This window comes from Citrobacter sp. RHBSTW-00881 (assembly GCF_013728515.1).
GTDB lineage: Bacteria > Pseudomonadota > Gammaproteobacteria > Enterobacterales > Enterobacteriaceae > Citrobacter > Citrobacter braakii.
The window spans coordinates 2,610,724-2,636,967 of the sequence record NZ_CP056269.1; the positions used below are offsets into that span (position 1 = coordinate 2,610,724).

Annotated in this window: 26 protein-coding genes; 13 read left to right on the forward strand and 13 right to left on the reverse strand. The window is 51.5% G+C overall.

The window, feature by feature from the left end; translation table 11 throughout:
- Window positions 1–123 precede the first annotated feature (123 nt).
- Complete coding sequence (locus HV311_RS28250) at window positions 124–273, forward strand: YnfU family zinc-binding protein (protein WP_367397983.1); 150 nt, start codon at window positions 124–126, stop codon at window positions 271–273.
- Between the two features lie 166 nt (window positions 274–439).
- On the opposite strand, the gene dcp is transcribed toward HV311_RS28250, so the two are convergent.
- Window positions 440–2,485, reverse strand: coding sequence for a peptidyl-dipeptidase Dcp (gene dcp / locus HV311_RS12520; RefSeq protein WP_191221171.1), 2,046 nt, complete (start codon window positions 2,483–2,485; stop codon window positions 440–442).
- 137 nt (window positions 2,486–2,622) lie between these two features.
- Between dcp and ydfG the strand changes: the two genes are divergently transcribed.
- From ydfG to ydfZ, 3 genes are all read left to right on the forward strand, one after another.
- Window positions 2,623–3,369: a bifunctional NADP-dependent 3-hydroxy acid dehydrogenase/3-hydroxypropionate dehydrogenase YdfG gene (gene ydfG, locus HV311_RS12525; RefSeq protein WP_016153061.1), complete on the forward strand. Its 747-nt coding sequence runs from the start codon at window positions 2,623–2,625 to the stop codon at window positions 3,367–3,369.
- Window positions 3,370–3,455: 86 nt separating this feature from the next.
- A complete protein-coding gene (locus HV311_RS12530; protein ID WP_016153060.1) occupies window positions 3,456–4,142 on the forward strand; it encodes a GntR family transcriptional regulator in 687 nt (228 codons plus the stop codon).
- 188 nt (window positions 4,143–4,330) lie between these two features.
- Window positions 4,331–4,534 carry a putative selenium delivery protein YdfZ gene (gene ydfZ / locus HV311_RS12535; RefSeq protein WP_003032393.1) on the forward strand — a complete coding sequence of 68 codons (204 nt, stop codon included), beginning with the start codon at window positions 4,331–4,333 and terminating at the stop codon, window positions 4,532–4,534.
- A 74-nt stretch (window positions 4,535–4,608) separates the two neighbouring features.
- Here ydfZ and HV311_RS12540 read toward each other — a convergent pair whose 3' ends face one another.
- The 5 genes from HV311_RS12540 to HV311_RS12560 all read right to left on the reverse strand — a co-directional run bounded on the left by HV311_RS12540 (window position 4,609) and on the right by HV311_RS12560 (window position 10,355).
- Complete coding sequence (locus HV311_RS12540; RefSeq protein WP_191219998.1) at window positions 4,609–6,075, reverse strand: mannitol dehydrogenase family protein; 1,467 nt, start codon at window positions 6,073–6,075, stop codon at window positions 4,609–4,611.
- Window positions 6,076–6,240: 165 nt separating this feature from the next.
- Window positions 6,241–7,620: an MFS transporter gene (locus HV311_RS12545; protein WP_016156475.1), complete on the reverse strand. Its 1,380-nt coding sequence runs from the start codon at window positions 7,618–7,620 to the stop codon at window positions 6,241–6,243.
- 53 nt (window positions 7,621–7,673) lie between these two features.
- The gene (locus HV311_RS12550) at window positions 7,674–8,693 is read right to left on the reverse strand and encodes a Zn-dependent oxidoreductase (protein ID WP_131350735.1); all 1,020 of its coding nucleotides are present in this window, start codon (window positions 8,691–8,693) and stop codon (window positions 7,674–7,676) included.
- Between the two features lie 13 nt (window positions 8,694–8,706).
- On the reverse strand, window positions 8,707–9,921 hold the full coding sequence (gene rspA / locus HV311_RS12555; RefSeq protein ID WP_016153056.1) for a starvation-sensing protein RspA: 1,215 nt from the start codon (window positions 9,919–9,921) through the stop codon (window positions 8,707–8,709).
- 107 nt (window positions 9,922–10,028) lie between these two features.
- Window positions 10,029–10,355 carry a YnfA family protein gene (locus tag HV311_RS12560; RefSeq protein ID WP_016153055.1) on the reverse strand — a complete coding sequence of 109 codons (327 nt, stop codon included), beginning with the start codon at window positions 10,353–10,355 and terminating at the stop codon, window positions 10,029–10,031.
- Window positions 10,356–10,508: 153 nt separating this feature from the next.
- On the opposite strand from HV311_RS12560, the gene HV311_RS12565 reads away from it, so the two are divergent.
- Window positions 10,509–10,850 carry a DUF1283 family protein gene (locus tag HV311_RS12565; RefSeq protein ID WP_046274464.1) on the forward strand — a complete coding sequence of 114 codons (342 nt, stop codon included), beginning with the start codon at window positions 10,509–10,511 and terminating at the stop codon, window positions 10,848–10,850.
- Window positions 10,851–10,885: 35 nt separating this feature from the next.
- Window positions 10,886–11,446 carry a spermidine N1-acetyltransferase gene (gene speG, locus HV311_RS12570; protein WP_006684613.1) on the forward strand — a complete coding sequence of 187 codons (561 nt, stop codon included), beginning with the start codon at window positions 10,886–10,888 and terminating at the stop codon, window positions 11,444–11,446.
- Between the two features lie 7 nt (window positions 11,447–11,453).
- On the opposite strand, the gene HV311_RS12575 is transcribed toward speG, so the two are convergent.
- Window positions 11,454–12,164, reverse strand: a complete 711-nt coding sequence (locus tag HV311_RS12575) for a YnfC family lipoprotein (RefSeq protein WP_080763004.1) — start codon at window positions 12,162–12,164, stop codon at window positions 11,454–11,456.
- A 102-nt stretch (window positions 12,165–12,266) separates the two neighbouring features.
- On the opposite strand from HV311_RS12575, the gene HV311_RS12580 reads away from it, so the two are divergent.
- The 6 genes from HV311_RS12580 (at window position 12,267) to clcB (ending at window position 18,700) form a co-directional block, all read left to right on the forward strand.
- Window positions 12,267–12,575, forward strand: coding sequence for a DUF1161 domain-containing protein (locus HV311_RS12580; protein ID WP_085951053.1), 309 nt, complete (start codon window positions 12,267–12,269; stop codon window positions 12,573–12,575).
- Between the two features lie 148 nt (window positions 12,576–12,723).
- Window positions 12,724–15,150, forward strand: a complete 2,427-nt coding sequence (ynfF, locus tag HV311_RS12585) for a selenate/tellurate reductase subunit YnfF (protein WP_191219999.1) — start codon at window positions 12,724–12,726, stop codon at window positions 15,148–15,150.
- 10 nt (window positions 15,151–15,160) lie between these two features.
- The gene (locus HV311_RS12590) at window positions 15,161–15,778 is read left to right on the forward strand and encodes a DMSO/selenate family reductase complex B subunit (RefSeq protein ID WP_046276317.1); all 618 of its coding nucleotides are present in this window, start codon (window positions 15,161–15,163) and stop codon (window positions 15,776–15,778) included.
- 1 nt (window position 15,779) lies between these two features.
- Window positions 15,780–16,634 carry a dimethyl sulfoxide reductase anchor subunit family protein gene (locus tag HV311_RS12595; RefSeq protein WP_191220000.1) on the forward strand — a complete coding sequence of 285 codons (855 nt, stop codon included), beginning with the start codon at window positions 15,780–15,782 and terminating at the stop codon, window positions 16,632–16,634.
- Between the two features lie 42 nt (window positions 16,635–16,676).
- A complete protein-coding gene (gene dmsD, locus HV311_RS12600) occupies window positions 16,677–17,291 on the forward strand; it encodes a Tat proofreading chaperone DmsD (protein WP_191220001.1) in 615 nt (204 codons plus the stop codon).
- A 119-nt stretch (window positions 17,292–17,410) separates the two neighbouring features.
- Window positions 17,411–18,700 (forward strand): voltage-gated ClC-type chloride channel ClcB, encoded by a 1,290-nt coding sequence (clcB, locus tag HV311_RS12605; RefSeq protein WP_019076762.1) that lies wholly within the window; start codon window positions 17,411–17,413, stop codon window positions 18,698–18,700.
- On the opposite strand, the gene bioD is transcribed toward clcB, so the two are convergent.
- The 3 genes from bioD to HV311_RS12620 form a co-directional block, all read right to left on the reverse strand.
- A complete protein-coding gene (gene bioD, locus HV311_RS12610) occupies window positions 18,656–19,351 on the reverse strand; it encodes a dethiobiotin synthase (protein WP_016153046.1) in 696 nt (231 codons plus the stop codon). The genes clcB and bioD overlap by 45 nt on opposite strands.
- Before the next feature lie 125 nt (window positions 19,352–19,476).
- Window positions 19,477–20,697, reverse strand: coding sequence for a sugar metabolism global transcriptional regulator Mlc (gene mlc / locus HV311_RS12615; RefSeq protein WP_191220002.1), 1,221 nt, complete (start codon window positions 20,695–20,697; stop codon window positions 19,477–19,479).
- Between the two features lie 118 nt (window positions 20,698–20,815).
- The gene (locus HV311_RS12620; protein ID WP_016153044.1) at window positions 20,816–21,724 is read right to left on the reverse strand and encodes a LysR family transcriptional regulator; all 909 of its coding nucleotides are present in this window, start codon (window positions 21,722–21,724) and stop codon (window positions 20,816–20,818) included.
- Between the two features lie 107 nt (window positions 21,725–21,831).
- On the opposite strand from HV311_RS12620, the gene HV311_RS12625 reads away from it, so the two are divergent.
- The gene (locus HV311_RS12625; protein WP_016153043.1) at window positions 21,832–23,085 is read left to right on the forward strand and encodes an MFS transporter; all 1,254 of its coding nucleotides are present in this window, start codon (window positions 21,832–21,834) and stop codon (window positions 23,083–23,085) included.
- Window positions 23,086–23,118: 33 nt separating this feature from the next.
- Here the strand turns inward: HV311_RS12625 and HV311_RS12630 are convergent, their stop codons facing one another.
- From HV311_RS12630 to HV311_RS12640, 3 genes are all read right to left on the reverse strand, one after another.
- Window positions 23,119–23,805 (reverse strand): CPBP family intramembrane glutamic endopeptidase, encoded by a 687-nt coding sequence (locus HV311_RS12630; protein WP_191220003.1) that lies wholly within the window; start codon window positions 23,803–23,805, stop codon window positions 23,119–23,121.
- Window positions 23,806–23,957: 152 nt separating this feature from the next.
- On the reverse strand, window positions 23,958–25,448 hold the full coding sequence (locus tag HV311_RS12635) for a sensor histidine kinase (RefSeq protein WP_016156464.1): 1,491 nt from the start codon (window positions 25,446–25,448) through the stop codon (window positions 23,958–23,960).
- Window positions 25,445–26,167, reverse strand: a complete 723-nt coding sequence (locus HV311_RS12640) for a response regulator transcription factor (RefSeq protein ID WP_016153040.1) — start codon at window positions 26,165–26,167, stop codon at window positions 25,445–25,447. Before HV311_RS12640 ends, HV311_RS12635 begins: the two co-directional genes overlap by 4 nt.
- Between the last annotated feature and the right edge of the window lie 77 nt (window positions 26,168–26,244).

A 26,244-nucleotide genomic window follows, 5' to 3' on the forward strand; every position in this document is an offset into this window, starting at 1 on the left:
GCAAACCGTACAGTAATCCATGTCATCGCAATGGTTATAAAATGAGCTATTTATTGCTTCATAGTGTATGGTAAGCACCCCATCACAAGGACAATCAATATGTCGATACTCAAAGATATTAAGATGCGTACTTTACGACCAGTGAAAAGTACCTGTCCTCACTGCTGCCGCCAGTCAATGCACAGCCTGTCGAGAATAAAAAACAACATAACGTTAGTCTGCCCCAACTGCGGCAATACCTACCTTCCTTCCCAAAGCAAACCAGTCAAGTAACGTAAGAACAGGAAAACAATGCCGACTTTTCACCAGCAGCACTCCCTACCCGAGCGTCTCTATGAGATGCAAGGCATCAATACCCAACAACGATTCATTTTGCTGAAGAAAAAATCCAGCTAACAACCGGGCACCACGCCCGGTTCAATTTTCTGGCTGACCTGTCTTAAGCGCTCAAGCCACGATGTTCCAGCATGGGTTCCATGCGCGGTTCACGCCCGCTCCACTGGCGATAAAGTTCAGTTAAATCAGTGCTGTTTCCGCGGGACAAAATTGCTTCGCGGAATTTCTGTCCGTTTTCACGGGTTAATCCTCCCTGCTCTACGAACCACTGATAGCCGTCATCGGCCAACATTTGCGTCCACAGATAGGCATAATAACCTGCGGCATAACCGCCACCGAAGATATGGGCAAAATAACTGCTGCGATAACGCGGCGGCACGGCCTTGAGATCCAAACCTTCCGCCGCCAGCGCCTGCTGTTCAAATTGATCGACCGGATGAGATGACTCGCTCAACTCCAGAGAGTGCCAGCGCATATCCAGCAATGCAGCGCTGAGCAGTTCGGTCATGTCGTAACCTTTGTTAAACAGACTGGCTCGCTGCATTTTATCCCGCAATGCCTGCGGCATTTGCTCCCCGGTATCAACATGTCGGACAAAACGGGCAAAGACCTGAGGATGGCTCGCCCAGTGTTCGTTGATCTGTGAAGGAAACTCGACAAAATCACGCGGAGTGTTGGTTCCAGAAAGCGTGGCATAACGCTGAGTGGCGAACAGACCGTGCAATGTATGGCCAAATTCATGAAATAGCGTAATAACATCATCCCACAGTAGCAATGCAGGCTGATCCTGCGCAGGTTTTTGATAATTACAGACGTTGTAAATAACCGGTCTGGTTTCGTTAAGCAGCGATTGCTCGACAAAATTGCCCATCCAGGCTCCGCCGCTTTTTGATTCCCGGGCAAAGAAATCACCGTAAAATAGCGCCAACCCTACGCCATCATGATCGAATATTTCCCATACCCGAACATCCGGGTGATAAACCGGAATGTCGAATCGTTCAACGAATTTGATGCCAAAGAGTTGATTGGCCGTCCAGAAAACGCCCTCGTTCAGCACCGAATCCAGGGCAAAGTAAGGTTTGAGCTGTGCCTCATCAAGGTCATATTTCTCACGACGGACCTGCTCGGCATAAAACGACCAGTCCCAGGCCTCGGCGCTAAACGACTCGTGTTCTTGAAAGATAACGTTCTGGATTTCAGCCTGCTCATCCAACGCCCGCGCCCGCGCGGCTGGAACAATAGATCGCATAAATGTCAGTGCCGCTTCCGGCGTTTTTGCCATCTGGTCGGCAATTTTCCAGGCTGCGTAATTGGCAAAACCAAGCAGTTGCGCCTGCTGCATCCGGATTGCTACCAGTCGCTGAATAATAGCTCGCGTGTCGTTGCCATCATCATTTTCAGCCCGCGTCCATGCGCGGGTGAACAGTTTTTCGCGGGTCTGACGATCGCGTAAAACCGCAAGCGCCGGTTGCTGTGTTGTGTTTAATAGCGGGATAACCCAACGCGCTTCAAGCCCTTTCGCCCTTGCAGCTTCGGCAGCAACGGCAATTTCTTCTGTGCTCAGCCCCTCCAGCTGCCGGATATCATCCACCACCATAGCACCTGACGTGTTTGCTGCCAGCAACCGTTGATTGAACTGGCTGGTCAGCGTGGCTGACTCCGTATTGAGCGCTTTAAGTTTAGCTTTATCGGTCTCGTTCAGACGGGCGCCGGCCAGTACAAAACGCTGATACACGACCTCCAGCAGACGTATTGATTCGCTATCCAGACTTAACGTACCACGCCGTTGCCAGACAGCTTCGACACGGGCGAAAAGCGCGCCATTGAGATAAATATCATTGGCAAGGTTCGCCAGCTCTGCGGAAAACTCTTCGTCAAGGCGCTGTAGTTCATCGTTGGTGTGCGCCGCCGTCATCGCGAAGAAAACGCTGGTCACGCGCGTGAGCAGCACCCCGCTTTGTTCAAGCGCCAGCAACGTATTAGCAAAATCAGGAACCTGTGAGTTTTGCACAATAGCGTCGATCTCGGCGCGTTTTTGCCGCACGCCTTCATTAAACGCTGGACGATAATGCTGCACGTCGATCTGATCAAACTGCGGTGCCTGATACGGCAATGTGCTGTGGTGTAAAAATGGATTCGTTAACGACATCTTTCACTCCTGAAAACGATTTGTTTACCAGAGTAGACTTCCCGGGAATCGACCGCAATCGCGTTAAGCAGGAATAGCTCTGAACGGAAATGACGTGCTATGGTAGTACTACATAAAAAGCGTTGAGGAACAGTGAGATGATCGTTTTAGTAACCGGAGCAACCGCAGGTTTTGGTGAGTGCATTACGCGTCGTTTTATTGAGAATGGGCATAAAGTTATTGCCACCGGACGCCGCCAGGAGCGCCTGCAGGAACTCAAAGATGAGCTGGGTGACCGCCTCTATACCGCGCAACTGGACGTACGTAATCGTGCATCAATTGAAGAGATGCTGAACGCCTTACCCGCTGAATGGCGCGATATTGATGTTCTGGTCAACAATGCGGGTCTGGCGCTGGGCCTTGAGCCAGCCCACAAGGCCAGCGTTGAAGACTGGGAAAATATGATCGACACCAACAACAAAGGCCTGGTTTATATGACCCGTGCCGTTCTGCCAGGCATGGTTGAGCGCAACCGCGGTCATATTATCAATATCGGTTCCACCGCGGGCAGTTGGCCATACGCTGGTGGGAACGTCTACGGTGCGACCAAAGCGTTTGTTCGCCAGTTTAGCCTGAATTTACGTACTGACTTACACGGCACTGCGATTCGCGTTACCGACATTGAACCGGGTCTGGTTGGCGGTACGGAATTCTCTAACGTACGTTTTAAAGGCGATGACGCTAAAGCTGAAAAAGCCTACGAAAATACCACTGCGCTGACCCCGCAAGATGTTACAGAAGCGGTATGGTGGGTGGCGTCCTTACCCGCTCATGTCAACATTAACACCCTTGAAATGATGCCTGTCACACAGTCTTTTGCCGGACTGAGTATTCATCGGAGCTAATTTCTCTGCCCGGCCTTGCGCCGGGTATAGATAGCCTGAAATAAGTGATAAGATCTCCGGGTTAACTCTCTAAAAAGTAAGAATGAATGACCGTAGAAACGCAGCTCAACCCTACACAACCGGTAAATCAACAGATTTACCGTATTCTTCGTCGTGATATCGTGCACTGTCTGATTGCACCCGGTACGCCGCTGTCGGAGAAAGAGGTTTCCGTACGCTTTAATGTGTCACGCCAGCCGGTACGAGAAGCATTCATCAAACTGGCAGAGAACGGTCTGATTCAGATCCGCCCGCAGCGTGGCAGCTACGTAAACAAAATTTCGCTGTCGCAGGTGCAGAACGGCTGTTTTGTTCGCCAGGCAATTGAATGTGCCGTGGTCCGCCGCGCCGCATCACTGATCACCGATAAACAGTGCTATCAGCTCGAACAAAATCTGCATCAGCAGCGCATTGCTATTGATCGAAAACAAATCAATGATTTCTTCCAGCTAGATGACGAATTTCATCAGAAACTGGCTTTAATCGCTGAGTGCCAGCTCGCCTGGGACACCGTTGAGAATATTAAGGCCACGATTGACCGCGTTCGCTATATGAGCCTGGATCATATCTCTCCGCCTGAAATGCTGCTGCGTCAGCATCACGATATTTTTACCGCACTTGAGAAACATGATGGCGATGCCGTTGAGCGCGCAATGATGCTGCATCTCCAGGAAATTGGTGAGTCCGTTCAGCTAATCCGTCAGGAAAATAGCGACTGGTTCAGCGAAGATTAATATTACGCTCACCTCACACCGAGGTGAGTTTCTCCTGCCTTCCCCTCTCCCGCACATCTGCATAAAAAAAGCTGTGATTTTGATCGAAAACAAAAAAAATCATTAACGAGAAGCGTATTTATATTGCGCCCGTTACGTGGGACTAGAGCCCACGGGCTTTGACGGTAAGTTGGAAAGGAGAAAACACCATGAAAACATACGATCGTAACCGTAACGCAATCACCACTGGCAGCCGCGTCATGATTAGCGACACCGGACTTACAGGCCGCATTACAGCGATAGATACCGATGGCCTGACCGCTGAGCAAATTCGCCGCGGGAAAACAGTGGAAATCGAAGGGTGTGAAGGTAAATATGCCCCCCTCGAATTGATTCGTTTGGGCATGAACTAATTGGTGTGAATGCCAAAAAACAATGCGCCATCTGGCCCGTTTATAGCCAGATGGCGACTTAAATGATGCTCTCGTTACTTCAGTTTTGCAGCATACTTCGCAACGGTTGCCTTTGCCCCTTCAGCCAGTAAAGCAAGATAGGCTTGTGTGACCTGATTCTTGAACAATTCTACCTGCGGCAGTTCACGACCAAAAATAGCATCGATCGCCAGCAGCGCCTGGACACGATCTTCGCCCTCGTTACTGCTATGCACCGCTTTCTGGATCACCGGTAACAGCGGATCGCTGATTTCAATCGCCTGGCCCTGATCATCCACACCGCCGACGTAACGCATCCAGCCAGCCACGCCCAGCGCCAGCAGTTCAAAGTGGCTACCGTGCACAATGTGCCAGCGAGCGGAGTCCAGCATACGCTGCGGCAGTTTTTGACTGCCGTCCATCGCGATCTGCCAGGTACGATGACGCAGTGCCGGGTTGCTGTAGCGCTCAATTAACAGATCGGCATAGTGCGGAAGATCCACACCTTTCACTTTTAACGTGGGCGCTTGTTCCTGCAACATCAGCGCGCGCGCGGCGAGGCGATAGTTTTCATCGCCCATGCAATCGTTAATGTGCTGATATCCCGCCAGATACCCCAGATAAGCAAGGAAAGAGTGGCTGCCGTTGAGCATACGCAGTTTCATCTCTTCAAACGGAATGACATCAGCAACCAGCTCTGCTCCCGCCTTCTCCCATTCAGGGCGACCAGCGACAAAGTTATCTTCTATAACCCACTGACGGAACGGTTCACATGCCACGCCTGCCGGGTCGCGTACGCCGGTAATGTGTTCAATTTTGTCCAGCGTATCCTGGGTTACTGCAGGGACAATGCGGTCAACCATTGTCGACGGGAATGTGACATGTTGTTCGATCCACGCAGCCAGTTCCGCATCCACCGCCCGGGCATACGCGGTGACAACATTGCGCATCACATGACCGTTTTCCGGCATGTTGTCGCAGGACATCACGGTAAAGGCGGCCAAACCCGCAGCTTTGCGGCGTGCAAGCGCCTCAACCACAACGCCTGGCGCAGTTTTTGGCTGTTTTGGGTTTTGTAGATCGGCGGCAATCATCGGGTTGTCTAACATCAATTGACCGGTCGCCGGAGAATGGCAATACCCTTTCTCGGTAATGGTCAGGGAAACAATCGCAACCTGCGGTTCACTCATCGCAGCCAGTACGCTTTCCAGACCATCAACCTGCGCATGCAGCGCATTTTTCACCACGCCCACGACTCTTGCAGTCCAAGCATCCGCAGACATTTCTGCAACGGTATACAGGTTATCTTGCTGTTTCAGATCGGCAATCTGCTGCTCGCCGCCAATCAGGTTCACTTCGCAATAGCCCCAGTCACTGCCGTGATCTGCAGCGAGAATGTCAGCGTAAACCCCCTGATGTGCGCGGTGAAATGCGCCAAACCCCAGATGAACAATACGCGGGACCAGTTTTGTACGATCGTAGTCGGGAACTGCAGCCTTTGCCGTTAAGAGCTTGTTTTGCATGGTATGACCTACTTATCAATGAAATCAGGATTGATTCAGAGTAACGCCTGTATGGTTGTATGTTTTGATTTGCATTAAGCTTTTAATGATTGGTATGACATCACTTAAAGCTGTGTACCAGCATAAACGGAGAACGAGCGCCTCCGTTCATGCTGCGGCTGTGGATTAGCTTGTCTGGGTCGCTGAACAACGCATCTTATCGGCTTTACTCACCTCAGCAGCATCCTCAAGCGCACTCAGATCGCGGTCTTTCACCTCTGGCATCAGCAGCGCGGAAACCAAACCGATCAGTGAGTAGGCAATGACCATCACCAGAATTGGCCACCAGGAGTTAGTCATGTTACAGAAGATACCAGCCAGAACCGGACCAAAACCAACGGCAACCAGCCCACCCGCCTCTTTTGAAATCGCCATGCGTGTGAATCGGTTACGGGCACCGAACATTTCAGCCATGGTAATATTTTCGAGAGCAAATAATCCCAATACGGCAAAGTTATGAATAACAATCAGTGCCGTCATAATAACGCCCGGACTATACGTTTTATCCACGACGATTGAGAGCATTGGGTAAGCCAGAATAATTGCCGAAATATTCAGAATAATATAAGGCAACCGGCGACCAAACTTATCAGACAACCAACCGAGCAGCGGTATCGTAATAAATCCTAGTACCGAACTAATCATTAAAGCATCGGTGGGTATTGATTTATCAAATAACAACGTCTGCACTAAATACCCAGCAAGGAAGGTTTGGATTAACCCAGAGTTACCCGCCTGTCCAAACCGTAAACCGGTTGCCAGCCAGAAGGATTTACTGGTAAACATCGCCCCTAGTGTATTTTCCGACGAATTATTTAATGCAGGAGAATTTTCCTCATCATTAACTTTCTCAAATACCGGACTTTCTTTGAGGTTCATACGTAACCAGATGGCAAAAATCATTACCACGACACTTGCCAGGAACGGAATTCGCCAGCCCCAGGCTAACAGTTCTTCCCGGTCAAGAGCAAAGAACATCACCGCCCAGATAGCAGTTGCACTAAGGGTTCCACAGTTTGTCCCCATGGCGACAAGCGAGGAAATGATGCCGCGTTTGCCTTTTGGCGCATACTCAGCAAGCATAGTCCCTGCGCCCGAGATTTCAGCCCCCGCGCCAAGCCCTTGTACGATACGCAGCGTCACCAGCAATACGGGAGCAAAGATACCGATTTGCGCATACGTTGGCAGTACGCCGATTAATGTTGTGCAGATCCCCATCATGGTGATGGTAATAAACAGCACCTTTTTACGCCCAATGCTATCTCCCATTTTGCCAAATATAAATGCTCCGACGATACGAGCAATATATCCTGCACCATAGGTACCCATTGCTAAAATGAGCGCCATCGCTGCAGACTGTTCCGGGAAAAATATCTCATGGAATACCAGCGCGGCCCCCAGAGAATATAATTGGAAATCCATAAATTCGAGCGCAGTACCTAACCATCCGGATACGGCGGCTCTGACCAGATCCTTCGTTGATCTTTCGTGTTTTTCTTGATTCATATTGGCTATCTCTAAGAGGTAAGATGCGTACCACTTACTCGCAGTTATTTATATTATTCAGTGAATGTGAGTAAAACTTTGCAGCAGTGCTGCTGATCTTTCTCAAACAATTCAATTGCGTCGGTAACGTGGTGATAGTCAAAAGTATGGGTAATAAGTTGGTTAGGCTCGATAAGTCCGTTGACTAACCAATCAATAACAACCGGGAATTTGTTCGCATTTAATCTTGAGGAATAAATTGAAAGTTCTTTCCCGGTAATGCCTTGTTGAACAATCTGACAAGGATCGCTGGAGAAGCCCATCAGAACAATCCGCGCGGCTGGCGATGCCAGCGTGATAGCCTCCTGTAAAATAGATGGATGACAAGCTGCATCCACGATGATGGTCGGTTTTAGCCCTTTTTCCGTCAGGAAATCTTGCAACGATTGCTGACTATTATTGACTGCCCAGTCTGCACCGCACTGCTTCGCCATGCTAAGGCGTTCATCGATTCTGTCAGCAATCACCACTGTTTTTACTTTATAGACACGTTTAAGCGCCTGTACGGTGGTCAGCCCCATAGGACCCGCGCCATAAATCAGCGCAATATCGTTTTCTGTTGGATTTATTTGCCCAGTTACGTTTGCGGCGATGGTAAAAGGCTCAACCATAACGGCATGCTCATCAGGCACGGCATCGGGGATCGTCCAGGCATTTTTCTCTGGCACGACAGCGTACTCGCTAAAACCGCCATCGCGATGCACGCCCAGCACCACCAGCGATGTGCAAACGTTAGGTTTACCAATTGAACAGGGATAACAATGTCCGCAACTGATAACCGGATCAACGGATACTCGCTCGCCCATTCGCGAACGGTCAACACCTTCACCTACCGCATCAATCACGCCAAAAAACTCGTGGCCAATCACACGTGGGTATTTTGCAAATGGATTGTGTCCGCGATAAATATGGCTGTCAGAACCACAAATTCCCGCCAGTTTCACCCTAACCCTGACTTCGCCTGCAGAGGGTTCTGGTACCGGTAGCTCGGCAATATTCAGCGTATTCGGTTTTTCAATCACAATACTTTTCATAGCAAATCACTCCTTACCAGTTCCACAACGTGCCATCTTCCAGACGAGCAACAGGCAGATATGCAGGGTCATACGGATATTTCGCCGCCAGCTTTTCATCAAACTCGATCCCAAGACCTGGTTTGTCTCCTGGATGCATATAGCCGTTATCAAAGGTCCAGTTGTGCGGGAACACTTCCAACATTTGCTCGGAATACCCCATATATTCCTGTACGCCGAAGTTCGGCACCCACAGATCAAAGTGCAACGCAGCGGCCATGCATACTGGGGACAGATCGGAAGGTCCATGCGAACCGGTACGTACCTGATACAGCGACGCGAAATCGGCAATTCGACGCATGCCAGTGATACCGCCCGCATGGGTGATGGTGGTGCGGATATAGTCGATCAATTGCTCTTCGATAAGCTGTTTGCAGTCCCAGATGCTGTTGAAAACTTCCCCTACCGCAATCGGCGTGACCGTATGCTGGCGGATCAGGCGGAAGCATTCCTGGTTTTCAGCCGGGGTTGGGTCTTCCATCCAGAACAGACGGTATTGCTCGATGCTTTTGCCGAAACGGGCCGCTTCAATTGGCGTCAGACGGTGGTGCATATCGTGCAGAAGATGTTCGTTGAAACCAAACTTATCGCGCACGGCTTCAAACAGTGTTGGTGTGAAATCGAGATATTTCTCCGTTGACCATAACTGCTCCTCTGGCCACTGCCCTTTGGTGGCGGGTTCGTAGGCCAGTCCTTTGCCTTTAGACATACCGTAAGTGGTTTTCATACCCGGCACGCCGCACTGCACGCGAATTGCTTTAAAGCCCATCTCTTTATGGCGCGCATAATCTTCGAGTACGTCATCAACGGTATGGCCTGTGGTGTGACAGTAAACCATAACGCCTTCACGAGATGCACCGCCGAGCAGCTGGTACAACGGCATATTCGCCGCTTTCGCTTTGATGTCCCACAATGCCATATCCACCGCGGAAATCGCCGACATGGTGACCGGACCACGACGCCAGTACGCGCCTTTGTAGAAAAACTGCCAGATGTCCTCAATTCGGTGCGCATCGCGACCAATCAGTTGCGGACAAACATGATCTTTCAGATAGGACGCTACGGATAACTCGCGTCCGTTTAAAGTGGCATCTCCCAGCCCAGTGATCCCATCGTCTGTCGTAATTTTCAACGTGACAAAATTACGCCCCGGACAGGTGACAAACACTTCAGCCCCAACAATCTTCATCTCTTATTCCTTGCATTTGTTCTTGTGATGCAGGAAATTTACCCAACTGAGCTACTACCATACAAGTATGAAGATCAAAAAAACGCTGATTGATCACAAAAAAGGCGCTATGCGCGCCCCCACCCAGCCACAATAATCAGCATGCCGCACAATGCCACCAGCGCGCCTGACCAGTCGTACAGGCTAAGTTTTACACCGTCAACAATGCGTAGCCATAGCAGCGCAGTCACCACGTAAACTCCACCATAGGCCGCGTACACACGCCCGCTTGCTGCCGGATGCAGCGTCAGTAACCAGACGAATAAGGCCAGTGACATCCCGGCGGGTATCAGCAGCCAGGCCGTAGCCCCTCGCTTAAGCCAGAGCCAAGGTAAAAAGCAGCCAATGATTTCGCATAACGCAGTGATGAAAAAAAGGAATGTGGTCTTAAGCATTGATGTTATTCAGTTACCTTCGGTTTAACCATGATACGACAGAATGTCGTTAGCGTATCCATCACCGCAGAGTGGGTATGCCCGCAAGCCACAATAGTGTAGAATTTAACCCTGTTTTATTGTTTTTCCCCTTTCCCATAAAAGGAATTCGCCATGAATATGACACTGACCAAACGCCTGTGCCTGACGGCTATGCTGACGCTGGCTGCGGCTGTGTACACCTCTTCCGCATTTGCTGAAACCAGTAAACTGATCATTGAATCCGGGGACAGTGCGCAAAGTCGTCAACAGGCAGCAATGGAAAAGGAACAATGGAACGATACGCGTCAGCTACGCCAGAAGGTCAACAAGCGTGCAGAGAAAGAGTGGGACAAAACCGACGCAGCTTTCGATAGCCGTGATAAGTGCGAACAGAGCGCAAATATTAATGCGTACTGGGAGCCCAACACCCTGCGCTGCCTCGACCGCCGCACTGGCCGCACCGTTGCCCCATAATGATTGCACTTTGAAAGATATTGAAAGGATACGATATGACTAGCGCCCTCAGTGTTAAGCTGCGCCCGCTGGAGCGTGAAGATTTACGATTTGTCCATCAGCTTGATAACAACGCCAGCGTAATGCGTTACTGGTTTGAAGAACCTTACGAAGCATTTGTTGAGCTGTCAGATCTGTATGACAAGCATATCCACGACCAAAGTGAACGTCGCTTTGTTGTGGAATGCGACGGTGAAAAAGCCGGACTGGTGGAGCTGGTTGAAATTAACCATGTGCACCGCCGGGCAGAATTCCAGATCATTATTTCGCCGGAGTATCAGGGCAAAGGTTTGGCTTCCCGGGCTGCTAAGCTGGCGATGGATTACGGCTTTACCGTACTTAACTTATATAAGCTGTATCTGATCGTTGATAAAGAGAACGAAAAAGCCATCCACATCTACCGTAAACTCGGGTTTATGGTCGAAGGCGAGCTGATTCATGAATTCTTTATCAACGGTCAATACCGCAACACTATCCGCATGTGTATCTTCCAGCAGCAGTATCTGGCAGAACATAAAACGTCAGGTCCCAACCTGCTGCAACCTACCGCTCAATAAAGACTGACTAATAGTAATCGATGGTGTTTTCAATCGAGTAATGGTGTTCAACTGCCGGCTTCACGCTCTCGTCAACGATAACAAGCTGGCAGTTGACCGGATTAGCATAGTCATCATACTTGCACGTTTGTTTTACATTACCTAACGGATGGTTATTAAGCAGGCTTACCGCGGTGTAATCCAGCTTCTTTAACGGGTCAACCGACGGTTTGGCATCAACCTGCAAGGTATTGTCCTTATTGACGGTGGTTTTACCCAGCGGGTAGCCTTCCGCATCATAGCGATATTGCACCTTCATCTCTTTTCCCGTGGCGGAAACGACAAAACCGTTATCGTCGGTATCCCATACCACGCCCGCCGCAGGCAGTTCTGCTAACTGACATTTACCCTGTAAGCGGATCCGTTTTTCCAGGGTTTTGGCGTCCCGGTAATAGTTAGCATCGAGGACCAGCGCCATGCCGGTATTGCTTTCAATATCATGCAATTCAAGCGTATCGAAGCACCCTTCCTGTGAGAGCGTACCGACAACGCGCTTGGTGACTTCACCTTTGTCATTAAGCAGCGTCTGGCTGAAATCTTTTACTGGCCCGCGCAGCGGATCGAAATCAAATTCATTGGAAAAACTGGCCATTTCCGGCGTAAAGGAATCCAGGCCTTTGGCGTTATCACACCCGACCAGCATGACGCACAGGAAACCTAACAAGATCTTTTTCTTCACATTTTTCACCGGGATAAGAAGATAATTCTCAATCATATTAGCAAATACAGTTATTTACACCAGAAATGCTAATCTTAGTCCAGGTCGATCATAAAGGAGCTGATGATGAAATACATAACAGGAATTGCCGCGCTCTTACTGGCCGTCGCGTCCCCGCAGGTTTTGGCGGCACCGGCGTCATGTGAACGCGTGAAAAGCGATATCGAACAGCGCATCATTAATAATGGCGTTGCTGAATCCAGCTTTACGCTGAACATTGTCCCCAACGATCAGGCCGATCAGCCTGATTCACTGGTCGTGGGACATTGTGCAAACGATACGCACAAAATTCTCTATACCCGAACCAACAGTGGCAACGCCCCTGCCAATAGCACCCCTGCCCAGGACGGGCACGTCGCCGAACCGCAATAAATCACGCCCTCCGTGCGCGGAGGGTCACTCCTGTTTGATATGCATTAAGATGACATACCCATAAGTGGGTAAACTCAAACCATTATTAGCATGCTATTAATTTCGTTATAGAAATTAATATATAGCGATAACTATAATGGGGTGAGTAATGTCAAAAACTGAGCAATATGGAGGCATTAGCCGCAGGACGTTAGTGAAATCCTCGGCAATCGGTTCGCTGGCGCTTGCCGCGGGTGGGCTGTCGTTACCTTTCGGAATGCGCACTGCCGCCGCAGCGGTACAGCAGGCGATACAACCCGTTGAAGAGAAGGTTGTCTGGAGTTCTTGTACCGTTAACTGTGGTAGTCGTTGTCTTTTACGTCTGCACGTTAAGGATGACTCCGTCTATTGGGTAGAGTCGGACACAACGGGCGATGATACCTACGGTAATCATCAGGTACGTGCCTGCTTGCGTGGCCGATCGATCCGTCGCCGTATGAATCACCCTGACCGCCTAAAATATCCAATGAAACGTGTAGGCAAGCGTGGAGAAGGAAAATTTGAAAGGATCACCTGGGATGAAGCACTGGACACCATTAGTGGTAATTTGAAGCGGATCCTGCAGGATTACGGTAACGAAGCGGTTCACGTGCTGTACGGTACAGGTGTAGATGGTGGGAATATTACTAACTCCAACGTCCCCTACCGCCTGATGAATTCTTGCGGCGGCTATTTGAGCCGCTACGGTAGTTATAGTACCGCGCAAATCAGCGCCGCAATGGGTTATATGTTTGGTGCTAACGACGGCAACAGTCCTGACGACATCGCCAATACAAAACTGGTCGTCATGTTTGGCAATAACCCTGCCGAAACCCGTATGAGCGGCGGCGGTGTAACCTGGTATGTTGAGCAAGCCCGCGAACGTTCGAACGCACGAATGATCGTTATCGATCCTCGATATAACGATACTGCCGCTGGTCGTGAAGATGAATGGCTGCCTATCCGCCCAGGAACTGACGCTGCATTGGCTGCGGCGATCGCCTGGGTGCTGATCACCGAAGATCTGATTGATAAACCTTTTCTTGATAAATACTGTGTCGGCTTCGATGAAACCACTCTTCCCGCCAGTGCACCGCGGAATGCACACTATAAAGCCTATATTTTAGGCGATGGACCAGACGGGATAGCCAAAACACCGGACTGGGCTTCCCACATTACCAGCATTCCGGCTGAGAAAATTATCCAGTTAGCGCGTGAAATCGGCGCAGCGAAACCCGCTTATATCTGCCAGGGTTGGGGACCGCAGCGTCACTCCAACGGTGAACAAACCGCTCGCGCGATTGCGATGCTCTCCGTTTTAACCGGCAATGTGGGGATAAACGGTGGTAACTCAGGGATGCGCGAAGGGACCTGGGATCTGGGCGTGGAATGGTTCTCCATGCTAGAAAACCCGGTTAAAACGCAGATATCAGTCTTTACCTGGACGGATGCTATTGATCATGGTGCAGAGATGACCGCGACCAAGGACGGTGTTCGCGGTAAAGATAAGCTGGACGTGCCTATCAAGTTTATCTGGTGTTATGCCAGCAATACGCTCATCAACCAGCATGGCAATATCGCGCATACCCATGATGTCTTACAGGATGACAGCAAGTGCGAAATGATCGTCGGTATTGAGCATTTTATGACTGCCTCCGCAAAATACTGCGACATTCTGCTACCTGACCTGATGCCAACTGAACAAGAAGATCTCATCTCACACGAGTCTGCCGGGAACATGGGCTATGTCATCCTTGGTCAACCTGCGACATCGCCAAAATTTGAACGTAAACCCATTTACTGGATGTTAAGTGAAGTCGCCAAACGTCTAGGTCCGGATGTATATCAAAAATTCACCGAGGGTCGTACGCAGCATGAATGGGTGAAATACCTGCATGCCAAGACCAAAGAGCGTAACCCGGAAATGCCGGATTACGACGAAATGAAAACGACAGGTATTTTCAAGAAAAAATGCCCCGAAGAACACTATGTTGCTTTCCGTTCTTTCAGAGAAGATCCTGGGGCTAACCCATTGAAAACGCCATCAGGGAAAATTGAGATTTACTCTGAACGGCTAGCAACCATTGCAGAAACATGGGAACTCAAAGACGATGAGATTGTTCATCCTATTCCAGCTTATGCACCAGGCTTTGACGGTTGGGACGATCCTAAGCGCAAAACGTATCCACTGCAGCTCACGGGTTTCCACTATAAGGCGAGAACCCACTCCAGCTACGGCAATATCGATGTTTTACAGCAGGCTTGCCCGCAGGAGATCTGGATAAACCCCGTCGATGCCAGGACGCGCGGCATCCGTAATGGCGACACAGTTAGGGTGTTTAATAATATCGGCCAGATGCTGATCAGCGCGAAAGTCACACCGCGTATTTTGCCCGGCGTAACTGCCATCGGACAAGGAGCCTGGCTCAATGCCGATATGTTCGGCGACCAGATCGATCATGGTGGTTCCATTAATATTCTCACGTCGCATCGACCTTCTCCATTAGCGAAGGGGAATCCATCCCACAGTAATCTCGTTCAGGTTGAAAAGGCATAAGGACTAACCCATGACAACTCAGTATGGATTTTTTATTGATTCCAGCCGTTGCACGGGGTGTAAAACCTGCGAGCTGGCCTGCAAAGATTACAAGGATCTCACTCCCGACGTCAGTTTCCGGCGTATTTACGAATACGCTGGAGGCGACTGGCTGGAAGATAACGGCGTCTGGCAACAGAATGTCTTCGCCTATTACCTCTCCATTGCCTGTAATCACTGCGAAGATCCGGCCTGCACCAAGGTTTGCCCCAGCGGCGCTATGCATAAGCGTGAAGATGGTTTTGTGGTGGTGGATGAAGACATATGCATAGGCTGTCGCTACTGCCACATGGCCTGCCCGTACGGCGCACCGCAGTACAATGCCGCCAAAGGTCATATGACCAAGTGCGATGGCTGTCATGACCGCGTGGCCGACGGCAAAAAGCCCATCTGCGTCGAGTCCTGTCCGCTGCGCGCGCTGGACTTTGGCCCAATTGATGAGCTGCGCAAAAAGCACGGTGAACTGGCGGCGGTCGCTCCGCTGCCAGGTGCGCACTTCACCAAACCGAGTATTGTGATCAAACCCAACGCCAATAGCCGCCCGACCGGGGATACCACGGGTTATCTGGCGAATCCGCAGGAGGTGTAACATGGGCAATGGATGGCATGAATGGCCGCTGGTCCTGTTTACGGTGCTGGGCCAGTGCGTGGCCGGAGCGCTGATAGTGAGTGGCTATGGCTGGCTGACCGCTAAAGACGAGGTGGCAAAACAACGTATCGTGCGCAGCATGTTTTTTCTGTGGCTGGTAATGGGCATCGCCTTTCTCGCCTCGGTAATGCACCTGGGTTCGCCACTGCGCGCCTTTAACTCGTTGAACAGAGTTGGCGCATCTGCGCTGAGTAACGAAATCGCCAGTGGTTCACTGTTTTTCGCCGTCGGTGGCCTGTGGTGGCTGGTGGCGTTTCTCGGTAAAATGCCCGCAGCGTTAGGTAAAATCTGGCTGCTGGTGGGCATGCTGCTGGGTCTGGTATTTGTGCTGGCGATGACCAGCGTCTACCAGATAGACACTGTCCCGACCTGGTATAACGGCTACACTACGGTGGCATTTTTTATGACGATGTTGCTAAGCGGACCGCTGTTTGCCGCCCTGCTGCTGCGTGCTGCGGGTGTTTCCTTTGGCACCGCCAGATTCGCCTACGTAAGCGTTTTGGCCCTACTGGTGATCGTGGCGGTTATTGTTCTGCAGGGGCTGTCTCTCGGCGGGATCCACAGTTCGGTGCAATCCGCCAGCGCGCTGGTTCCCGACTACGGAAGCTTGCAGGTCTGGCGCATCATTCTGCTGGTCGCCGGTCTGGGCTGCTGGATATGCCCGCTGATACGTCGTAAAGCACCGTCCGTCGGCGGCCTGGCGCTGGGCTTAGTGTTAGTCCTCGCCGGTGAAATCATTGGCCGCGGATTGTTTTACGGTTTACATATGACAGTCGGAATGGCTGTTGCAGGTTAACTTTCGGGTGCGGGGCACCCCGCACTGTTCAGGATTGTTTGCATGACCCATTTTTCGCAAGGTAACAACTTTTCTACCGCGGCGCGCGTACTCGGCGCACTGTTTTACTATGCGCCAGATAGCGCGGAAGCCTCTGCCTTAGTCAGCGCGTTAAGAGCCGATGGCTGGCAGGCGCAGTGGCCGCTCGATCAGGCAATGCTTTTCCCGCTGGCTGCACGGCTACAAGCCGAGGTCGATGAGCCTCTCCCGCAGGCCTGGCAACGCCTGTTTGTCGGTCCATATGCGCTACCCTCTCCGCCCTGGGGATCTGTCTGGCTGGATCGCGAAAACGTGTTGTTTGGCGACTCTACACTGGCACTCCGTCAGTGGATGCGGGACAACGGCATCCAGTTTGCCATGCAGCAAAATGAGCCAGAAGATCACTTTGGTTCACTGCTGTTGCTGACGGCCTGGCTTGCTGAAAATGAACGCCACACCGAGTGCGAACAGCTGCTGGCCTGGCATCTGTTCCCGTGGTCATCCCGCTTCCTTGATGTGTTTATCGAAAAAGCTGATCACCCGTTTTACCAGGCGCTGGGGGAGCTGGCCCGTCTGACGCTGGCGCAATGGCAGTCGCAGTTACTGATCCCGATAGCCGATAAGCCACTTTTTCGTTAGTTTCACCACAGGCAGGATGTGTCCTGCCTGTGTAGCATCCTGTTGCGCACGCTGAGCTTTTGCTTCTGTTGCCAAATAGCCGCAAAATAAAGCGTCTGAAATTTCCTGTCTGGCCACTCATGCATCATTTACATGCTTATCCTGACCTGCGCGCCATGTTCCGCCGCCTGCTGATTGCTGCGCTGATTGGTATCCTTGCTGCGTTGGCCGTCGCAGGATTTCGCCACGCCATGCTCCTTCTTGAATGGTTGTTCCTGAGCAATGACACAGGGAGTCTGGTCAACGCGGCAACAAACCTTTCCCCTGTAAGACGCATGCTGACTCCTGCGTTAGGAGGGCTGGCGGCGGGTTTGCTGCTTTGGGGATGGCAAACGTTCAACCGGTTACGCCCGCAGGCTCCCACTGATTACATGGAAGCCTTGCAAACTAACGGACAATTTGACGTCAGTGCAAGCCTGGTGAAATCGCTGGCCTCGTTACTGGTCGTCTCCAGCGGGAGTGCCATCGGGCGCGAAGGTGCCATGATTTTACTGGCAGCGCTGGCAGCCTCCAGCTTTGCTCAACGCTTCACCCCGCGCACAGAATGGAAGTTATGGATTGCCTGCGGAGCCGCTGCGGGTATGGCCGGAGCGTATCATGCCCCACTGGCGGGCAGTCTATTTATTGCTGAAGTGTTGTTTGGCACGTTGATCCTCGCGTCACTGGGACCGGTGGTGGTATCCGCCGTCGTCGCCTTGCTCACCACCAATATGCTGAGCGACAGCAATGCGCTGCTGTATGCCGTGCACTTCACACGGGAACTGCATGCGCTGGAATACGTCATGATCATCAGTACCGGTCTGGCTGCCGGCGTTTGCGGACCGCTATTCATGTGGTTGATGACCACCAGCCATAATGGTTTTTTGCGCTTAAAACTCTCGCCCCCGTGGCAACTGGCGCTCGGCGGGCTGATCGTTGGCCTGCTGTCATTGCTCACGCCTGCGGTCTGGGGTAACGGCTACAGCGTGGTGCAGTCATATTTACTCTCCCCACCGCTGCTGGCCGTGGTGAGCGGGATCTTCATCTGCAAATTACTGGCGGTGCTTGCCAGCAGTGGTTCCGGTGCGCCTGGCGGTGTGTTTACACCAACGCTGTTTGTCGGTCTTTCGGTGGGTATGCTGCTGGGACGAGTGTGGGGATTATGGCTTCCGGGTCCGGATGAGATTGCCATTCTGCTGGGATTAACGGGGATGGCCACGCTGCTGGCAGCGACCACGCATGCGCCAATAATGTCGACACTGATGGTTTGTGAAATGACCGGGGAGTATCGTCTGCTCCCCGGATTGCTGATTGCCTGTGTGGTGGCGTCTGTGCTGTCGCGAACGTTACGCCAGGACTCTATCTACCGACAACACGCTGCCGAGCATTGACAGACGGATGTACTGAGACAGCTCGCGTTGCTCTGCGCGAGGCAGATAAGGCAGTTCACCGATCAGCGGTGCGGGTAATTTTTTGCCCAGCACATCAATGATTTCCGCATAATGCGCTAGCCCCGGGTTGATTCGGTTCGCGACCCAGCCAATCAAAGGCAGTCCGTCGCTGGCAATCGCCTGCGCGGTGAGAATGGCATGATTAATACAGCCTTCCTGGATACCCACCACCATCAGCACCGGCAGTTGTTCCTGCACCACCCATTCAGATAACGGACGCAGATCGTTCATCAGGCTCCGCCAGCCTCCGGTGCCTTCCACAACTACGTGATCCACTTTTTCGCTGAGGCTTGCGAGGCCGTTGGATAACAGGGTGTAATTGACCGGACCACTATGCGCTACGCTGCTTTCATCCTCACTCAACGCAATCGGGTTGACCGCCTCGTAGGGCAGTTCGATAGTGGAGACGCTTTGCAGCACCAGCGCATCTTTGTTGCGCAGACCTTCAGGTGTCTCTTTGCTTCCTTTGGCCACGGGTTTGTAGCCCGCAACGCTTTTACCCCCTGACGCTAACGCTTGTAGTAATGCGCGGGAAACCACGGTCTTCCCAACAGAAGTGTCTGTACCTGTAATAAAGAAACGCTTCAGCATCACTAACTCCACCGTTATGCTTTGAAAATATAAGTCAGGAAAATAATACAGTGGAGAAAGTCTAAGGTATGACGACGAGAATCGGCTTGAGATAGCGCAATTTTTCGTACAACAGTTAAAAAATGTTAACCCTGTAATAGACGAATCAACAAAGAACCGTTATACATCGCGTCCTTCACGAGCGCCGCCCCTGCCATCGTCCCTTGATTGGTGAACTGCGTACTTTCGACGACAATATGCTGACTGTAGGCCGGGAGCGCTTGCTGACGAATGCTGTCAGCAATAGTGGGAAACAAAATATCCGCCGCTTTACTGAGCGGAGAACCAATCAATATCTTTTGCGGGTTGAACAAATTCACCATGATGGCCAGAATGCGTCCGACATGGGTCCCGACGCCGCTAATGATATCTTTCGCCAATAAATCCCCCTGCATCGCCGCCAGACACAGCGCGTCTACCGTTAACGGTTGCCCGTGTAGAGAAGAACTCATTGATTGCTTCAAGCGTACCTGTGCCAGTTCGAGAACGCTGTCGACGCTGGCGATCGTTTCCAGGCAACCATGGTTGCCGCAATAACAGCGTTTGCCGTAGGGGTCCACCTGGGTATGACCAATTTCCACCAGGCTACTGCTGCCGGCATGCAGTAGATGACCGTCGGTGATTACTCCGGCCCCCACGTTATGATCGATCACCACCTGAATGACGTCGCGCGCGCCGCGCGATGCGCCAAAAAGCGCCTCGGCCATAGTCCAGGCGCTGATATCGTGCTGAATATAGACCGGCACGCCGGTATGATTTTCAAGCGCTTCACCCAGCGGCATCTCTTTGACATCGTCGTAGAATGGCATGCGATGAACGATACCGTTTTCAGTATCAATAATGCCGGGTAAGGTAATGGCGATGGAGGTTAAGCGCTCCAGCTTTTGCTGGTGGCGGATGAAAAACTGATCGACCTGGGTAATAACGCGTTCCAGCAATGGTGTTTCACTGACCAGCGCCATTTCAAGACAATCTTCAACCACCAGTTTGCTGCTCAGATCGCGCAGCGCCAGAAAGATCTCGCCGCGACTGATACGAATGGATAAATAGTGCCAGGCTTCCGTTTCCACAACCAACCCAACGGCCGGACGTCCACGGCTGCCCGCTTCCTTGATTTCCAACTCTTGCACCAGGTGCGCTTCGAGCATTTCGCGGACAATTTTAGTAATACTGGCAGGCGCCAATTGTGCCAGGCGAGAGAGATCAATACGCGATACCGGACCCAGCTGATCAATCAGGCGATAAACCGCGCCCGCATTGGTCTGCTTAATTTGATCGATATGCCCAAGCTGACTATCAGCAACCACCGCTTACTCCCTTTATTTTCGCGCTCCGAAATAATCTGCGGGCTATGGTGAAGCACTTCAATGGCTTCCGTCAACTTTTTACTTAGCCTTGTGATTTACTGCACATTTTCGCCCATTTTTAAACTAAATTAATCGCCTGAACGGCCGCCAGCAGTTGCTCGCGAAAGCGTTGCGCGGCGTGACTTTGCTCATGATGTTTTGGCCACACTAGCCACATTTCCGAAACGGCATCTTCTTCCGCTATCGGGATCCAACACATTTCATACAATTGCACCCGTTTAAAGGAAGCGGGAAGAATGGAAACGCCTAATCCTGCGGCCACCAGCCCGATGATAGTCATCGCCTCACCAACCTCCTGAGTGATAGTCGGCTTCAGTCCATAGCGACGCATGAGGCCAAGAATATCGTCATACAACCCCGTCCCCACATGCGGATCAAAAAAGACAAATGGCTCATTGGCCAACTCCGCCAATGTGACCACCGGCTTTTGCGCCAGCGGATGCGCGCGCGGGATCATCGCCATCAGCGGCTCATGCAGAATGATTTCACGCTCCAGCGTTTCCGGAAGCTGCGTGTTGCGCAGAAGTCCCAAATCCAGCGTTCCTTCATTGAGCGGGGCAATTTGCTCGCGCGTGTTCATTTCACGGGTTTGCATATGTACAGCGGGGTAGCTCTGGCGAAAGAGGGATAACGTATCTGAAACCGCTTTGATAAACGGTGCCGATGACGTAAAGCCGATACGCAATTCCCCCGCCTCACCCAGATGCAGACGCTCAGCCCTGGCAGCGGCCTCATTAACCAGCCCCAGGATCTGCCGACTGTCTGCCAGAAACTGCTTTCCGGCTGAGGTCAGCGCCACGCTGCGGTTAGTGCGCGCCAGAAGTCGGGCGCCGACCTGCTGCTCGAGGATCTGGATTTGCTGGCTCAGCGGCGGTTGCGAAATATTCAGCCGTGCCGCCGCCCGGCCAAAATGCAATTCTTCGGCAACCGCTACAAAGTAACGTAAATGACGCAGCTCGATATTCATATTTTTAAGATATCATTTGAGATTATTAATATATTAGACAGAATAATGTGATTTTCATACTCTTAATGCTAGTCATGTAGAGGTAATTGATTGAGCAAGGATTTCAAGTGAGCCGTACAACCACTGTCGATACCGCGCCGACAAGCGATGTTGATGAACAGAGAGTTACCCCGCCGGATAGTTTTATCAAACGCGGAACATCCCCATTTATGCGCGTCACGCTGGCGCTGTTTTCTGCCGGACTGGCGACATTTGCTCTCCTCTATTGCGTGCAACCCATACTGCCAGTGCTCTCTCACGAGTTTGGGGTCTCTCCCGCCAGCAGCAGTATTTCGCTTTCCATCTCAACGGCGATGCTCGCGATCGGTTTACTGTTTACCGGTCCACTTTCCGATGCGATAGGCCGCAAGCCGGTGATGGTTACCGCCCTGCTGCTCGCGTCCTGCTGTACGTTGCTTTCGACGATGATGACCAGCTGGCACGGTATTTTAATCATGCGTGCGCTGATAGGTCTTTCGCTCAGCGGCGTGGCGGCAGTGGGAATGACCTATCTGAGCGAGGAAATACATCCCAGCTTCGTCGCCTTCTCAATGGGCTTATATATCAGCGGTAACTCGATTGGTGGTATGAGTGGCCGTTTGATAAGCGGCGTGTTTACCGACTTTTTTAACTGGCGTATCGCGCTGGCGGCGATCGGTTGTTTTGCCCTCGCCTCCGCGCTGATGTTCTGGAAAATCTTGCCGGAATCTCGTCATTTCAGACCCACATCGCTGCGACCGAAAACGTTGTTTATCAACTTTCGTTTGCACTGGCGCGACAGAGGATTGCCGCTGCTGTTTGCGGAAGGTTTTTTACTGATGGGGTCGTTTGTCACGCTGTTTAATTACATCGGCTACCGTCTGATGCTCTCGCCGTGGGAACTCAGCCAGGCGGTTGTCGGTCTGTTGTCCGTGGCCTATCTGACCGGGACCTGGAGCTCACCGAAAGCGGGGTCGATGACCACCCGTTATGGACGTGGTCCGGTAATGCTCTTTTCAACCGGCGTGATGCTGGTTGGACTGTTGATGACCCTGTTCACGTCGTTGTGGCTGATCTTCGCCGGGATGCTGCTCTTTTCAGCTGGGTTCTTTGCCGCGCACTCCGTGGCAAGCAGTTGGATTGGACCACGGGCGAAACGCGCTAAAGGCCAGGCATCTTCCCTGTATCTGTTCAGCTATTATCTGGGTTCCAGTATTGCCGGTACGCTGGGTGGCGTATTCTGGCACAGCTACGGCTGGAACGGCGTGGGCGGATTTATCGCCCTGATGCTGGTGCTGGCGTTGCTGGTCGGTGCACGTCTGCACCATCGTCTGCACGTATAATCCACGATGCCCGGGTTCCGGGCATCGCCTTCATCAGCCATGCTGTAACGTCTGAGCCCCCATTTGCAGGGCAATAACCGTCCCGTTCATCGCTATATGCAGCATAACCGGCATCAGCAGGCCGTTGCTTTTCAGTCTGGCGATGATCAAAACCTGCGACACAAGAAACAGCATCAGCAACGTGCGCAGATCCACATATTGGGTATGCATGATGGCAAAAATGACCGATACCACCACCGACGACAGCCAGGTTTTATTATTGAACCAATACTGGAATGCGTTGAATAAACAGCCCCTGAAAACAATCTCTTCATATACTGGCGCAATAAATATCAGGGTCAGAGTGGATAACCACAGCGCGTAGCTGTTTAGGGATATCTGGCTGGTTACCCACGCTTCGGTTTGTCTGAGGCCCAGAAACCATGGCAGGATAAGCTGAATAAACAGCAGCGCCACGAACAAAATGACAAACCATCTGGCGTTGAAAATTCCCTTTCCCAGCCCCTCTCTTTTTCTAAAGAAGAAGTAATACAGCGGGACCAGCACAACAAATTCCAGCGCAAACAGCAGCGGAAAAAGTAGCCCTTTGGCAAGCAGAACCTGGCTGGCGGGGAAAAACAACGGAAGAAACGTGAGGCCAAACATCAGCAAAAACATGGTAAAACAGCCAGCAACCGCTTTGGTCCTGACGATATACAGGTTGTCGGCATCCAGTGACATACGATCTCCTTGCGCTTATCAAAGATAACTTGATGAATTATCAATACATGATAAAAATTCTCATTATCACTGACAACCTACCAACTTTTACGCAATGCCCACGATTTACAACGCGTATAGCGTTACAGACTCTTTTCAGCGGAACATTCTCATCAGCTACTCAGTGGGGAATCCGCCAGCGGCAACGAAAAACGGAAACAGGCCCCTGCCGTTGAATTAATCAGGCGGATATCTCCCCCATGCAGTTCGAGCATTCTGCGCACGATCAGTAAGCCCAGACCACCACGCTCAGCCCGCTGCTCACGGGGTAGTAACGCCGTCGGGCGCTGAAATAATACTTCGCGAACAGCCTCTTCGACGCCAGGCCCGCTGTCCTGCACTTCTGCTAACAAGCGGTCTTCATCACGCCAGACTTTTAGCCACACTTCGCCCCCGTCAGGCGTATGACGGATAGCGTTATCCAGCAAATTCGTGACGATTCTTTCCATCATCGATAAATCGGCATTCACCAGCGGTAACGGACCAATTACGTCAAGGTGCAACTGCAAATGACGCGTGGCAACGGGTAGATCAAATTTCTGTGCCACATCCTGGATCAGCTCGCCAATAGCAAAACGTTCACGCTGTGGTTTTATGCCGCCATGCTCAAGTCTCGCCAGCTCAAAAAGCTGTTGTGACAGATGGCGAACCTTATGCCCCTGGCGCAGTGCAATACTAAGATAATGCCGGTTTTCCTCCGGCGTCATCGTATCGGCTTTCAGCGACAGCATTTCCAGATACCCCAGCAGTGAAGTGAGCGGCGTACGTAAATCGTGCGAAATATTGGCGATAAACTCTCTGCGCTGACGATCGCTGTCAGCTAATAAATCCCATTGGTGGGCAATTTTCTGTGCTAACTCAATAAATGCATTGTTCAGCAACGCAATTTCATTCGCCGGAGCTAAATCGGGCTTTTTCTGCGCTAGCTGTTTGATGACGCTAATGCTGTCCTGCTCCAGATTAACCACCTGACCGGTCAGCCTTTTCACCGGATTCGTCACCCATCTCCACACCAGGTACCCCGCGATTGCACCGGCTAATAAAACCAGTATTAACGTCCCGGTCACGGTGTTCCAAAGCGTTTTTTGCCAGGCGGTATTCGCCAGCATATTGAGATCTTCGCCCTGGAGAATAATGTACAAATAGCCATGCAGCTTGCCATTAAATAAAACTGGCGCGGCGCTGAATACCTTTTGCTGGCTGCTGCGCGGATCATTGCCATAGACGGGCAGCTCGTCCGAATTAAGGAAAACCTGGATCGGCTGTACGCTAATGTTCTGGCGCTGAATATGCCCAGGCGGAGCGGCATCAGCAAGTATCTCGCCTGACGGTGAAACCAGATACAGCTCCACGCTAGGGTTTAGCGTCATCAGGTGATTGAACAGTCCTTTTAAGGTCTGCCGATTAACCTGCCCGCTGGCATCAATAAGCGACTCACTTTTGACAATTTTGCTTGCCAATTCCAGCGAGAGCCTTTGCACCATGGCGTCGCCATACTGTTTACTGCTGCGGATCTGGACAACGCTGACCGCAACCGCGCAAATCAACATAATAGCGGTAAAGACCAGGGTCAGACGCTGGCTCAGCGACAATCGATAAATCATGGTTGATGCTCCGCGTTAACCGCAGCAAGCTTATAGCCCCGTCCCCACACGGTAAGAATAATTTCCGGCTCCGCAGCATCTTTTTCAATTTTGGTGCGCAGGCGATTAATATGACTGTTCACCGTATGCTCATATCCTTCGTGCTGGTAGCCCCACACCTGGTCTAACAACGCCTGACGCGAAAAGACCTCCCCGGGATGGCGGGCGAAAAAATAGAGCAGATCGAATTCACGCGGCGTTAAATCGAGGGATTTACCCTGCAGGCGGACTTCCCGGGCTAATGGATCAATCTCCACACCATGGACGGTGATAATCCCCGCCTCCATACGCAGGTTCTGACTCATCGCCTCCTGACGGCGAAACAACGCCTTCACCCGGGCCATCAATTCCAGCACCGAGAAAGGTTTGGCTAAATAATCATCGGCGCCCATTTCCAGCCCCAGTACGCGGTGAGTTTCACTGGTGCGAGCGCTGATAATAATGACAGGTAGATAGAAACTCATTTGCCGAATGCGACGACAAATTTCCAGACCGTCCACCCCCGGCAGCATTAAATCGAGGATAACGGCATCCCAGACGTGCTTCTCCAGTAGCTCGACCGCTCGTGCCCCATCAGCCTCATGAATAATTTCGTACCCCTCATCCTTCAGGCTAAGTTGCAAAAGTGAGGCAATATCGCTGTCATCTTCCACCAAAAATATCTTTTTCGCGCCAGCCATCAGTGTCATCCCCCTCTCGTCATGCTGAAAGCTTACCTTAGGCAAGGGGCGGAAGTTATCACAAAATTTTTAACTTT

Coding starts and splice junctions, on each gene's coding strand:
- HV311_RS28250 (WP_367397983.1), top strand. CDS start 124: ATGCGTACTTTACGACCAGTGAAAAGTACCTGTCCTCACTGCTGCCGC.
- dcp (WP_191221171.1), bottom strand. CDS start 2,485: ATGTCGTTAACGAATCCATTTTTACACCACAGCACATTGCCGTATCAG.
- ydfG (WP_016153061.1), top strand. CDS start 2,623: ATGATCGTTTTAGTAACCGGAGCAACCGCAGGTTTTGGTGAGTGCATT.
- HV311_RS12530 (WP_016153060.1), top strand. CDS start 3,456: ATGACCGTAGAAACGCAGCTCAACCCTACACAACCGGTAAATCAACAG.
- ydfZ (WP_003032393.1), top strand. CDS start 4,331: ATGAAAACATACGATCGTAACCGTAACGCAATCACCACTGGCAGCCGC.
- HV311_RS12540 (WP_191219998.1), bottom strand. CDS start 6,075: ATGCAAAACAAGCTCTTAACGGCAAAGGCTGCAGTTCCCGACTACGAT.
- HV311_RS12545 (WP_016156475.1), bottom strand. CDS start 7,620: ATGAATCAAGAAAAACACGAAAGATCAACGAAGGATCTGGTCAGAGCC.
- HV311_RS12550 (WP_131350735.1), bottom strand. CDS start 8,693: ATGAAAAGTATTGTGATTGAAAAACCGAATACGCTGAATATTGCCGAG.
- rspA (WP_016153056.1), bottom strand. CDS start 9,921: ATGAAGATTGTTGGGGCTGAAGTGTTTGTCACCTGTCCGGGGCGTAAT.
- HV311_RS12560 (WP_016153055.1), bottom strand. CDS start 10,355: ATGCTTAAGACCACATTCCTTTTTTTCATCACTGCGTTATGCGAAATC.
- HV311_RS12565 (WP_046274464.1), top strand. CDS start 10,509: ATGAATATGACACTGACCAAACGCCTGTGCCTGACGGCTATGCTGACG.
- speG (WP_006684613.1), top strand. CDS start 10,886: ATGACTAGCGCCCTCAGTGTTAAGCTGCGCCCGCTGGAGCGTGAAGAT.
- HV311_RS12580 (WP_085951053.1), top strand. CDS start 12,267: ATGATGAAATACATAACAGGAATTGCCGCGCTCTTACTGGCCGTCGCG.
- ynfF (WP_191219999.1), top strand. CDS start 12,724: ATGTCAAAAACTGAGCAATATGGAGGCATTAGCCGCAGGACGTTAGTG.
- HV311_RS12590 (WP_046276317.1), top strand. CDS start 15,161: ATGACAACTCAGTATGGATTTTTTATTGATTCCAGCCGTTGCACGGGG.
- HV311_RS12595 (WP_191220000.1), top strand. CDS start 15,780: ATGGGCAATGGATGGCATGAATGGCCGCTGGTCCTGTTTACGGTGCTG.
- dmsD (WP_191220001.1), top strand. CDS start 16,677: ATGACCCATTTTTCGCAAGGTAACAACTTTTCTACCGCGGCGCGCGTA.
- clcB (WP_019076762.1), top strand. CDS start 17,411: ATGCATCATTTACATGCTTATCCTGACCTGCGCGCCATGTTCCGCCGC.
- bioD (WP_016153046.1), bottom strand. CDS start 19,351: ATGCTGAAGCGTTTCTTTATTACAGGTACAGACACTTCTGTTGGGAAG.
- HV311_RS12620 (WP_016153044.1), bottom strand. CDS start 21,724: ATGAATATCGAGCTGCGTCATTTACGTTACTTTGTAGCGGTTGCCGAA.
- HV311_RS12630 (WP_191220003.1), bottom strand. CDS start 23,805: ATGTCACTGGATGCCGACAACCTGTATATCGTCAGGACCAAAGCGGTT.
- HV311_RS12635 (WP_016156464.1), bottom strand. CDS start 25,448: ATGATTTATCGATTGTCGCTGAGCCAGCGTCTGACCCTGGTCTTTACC.
- HV311_RS12640 (WP_016153040.1), bottom strand. CDS start 26,167: ATGGCTGGCGCGAAAAAGATATTTTTGGTGGAAGATGACAGCGATATT.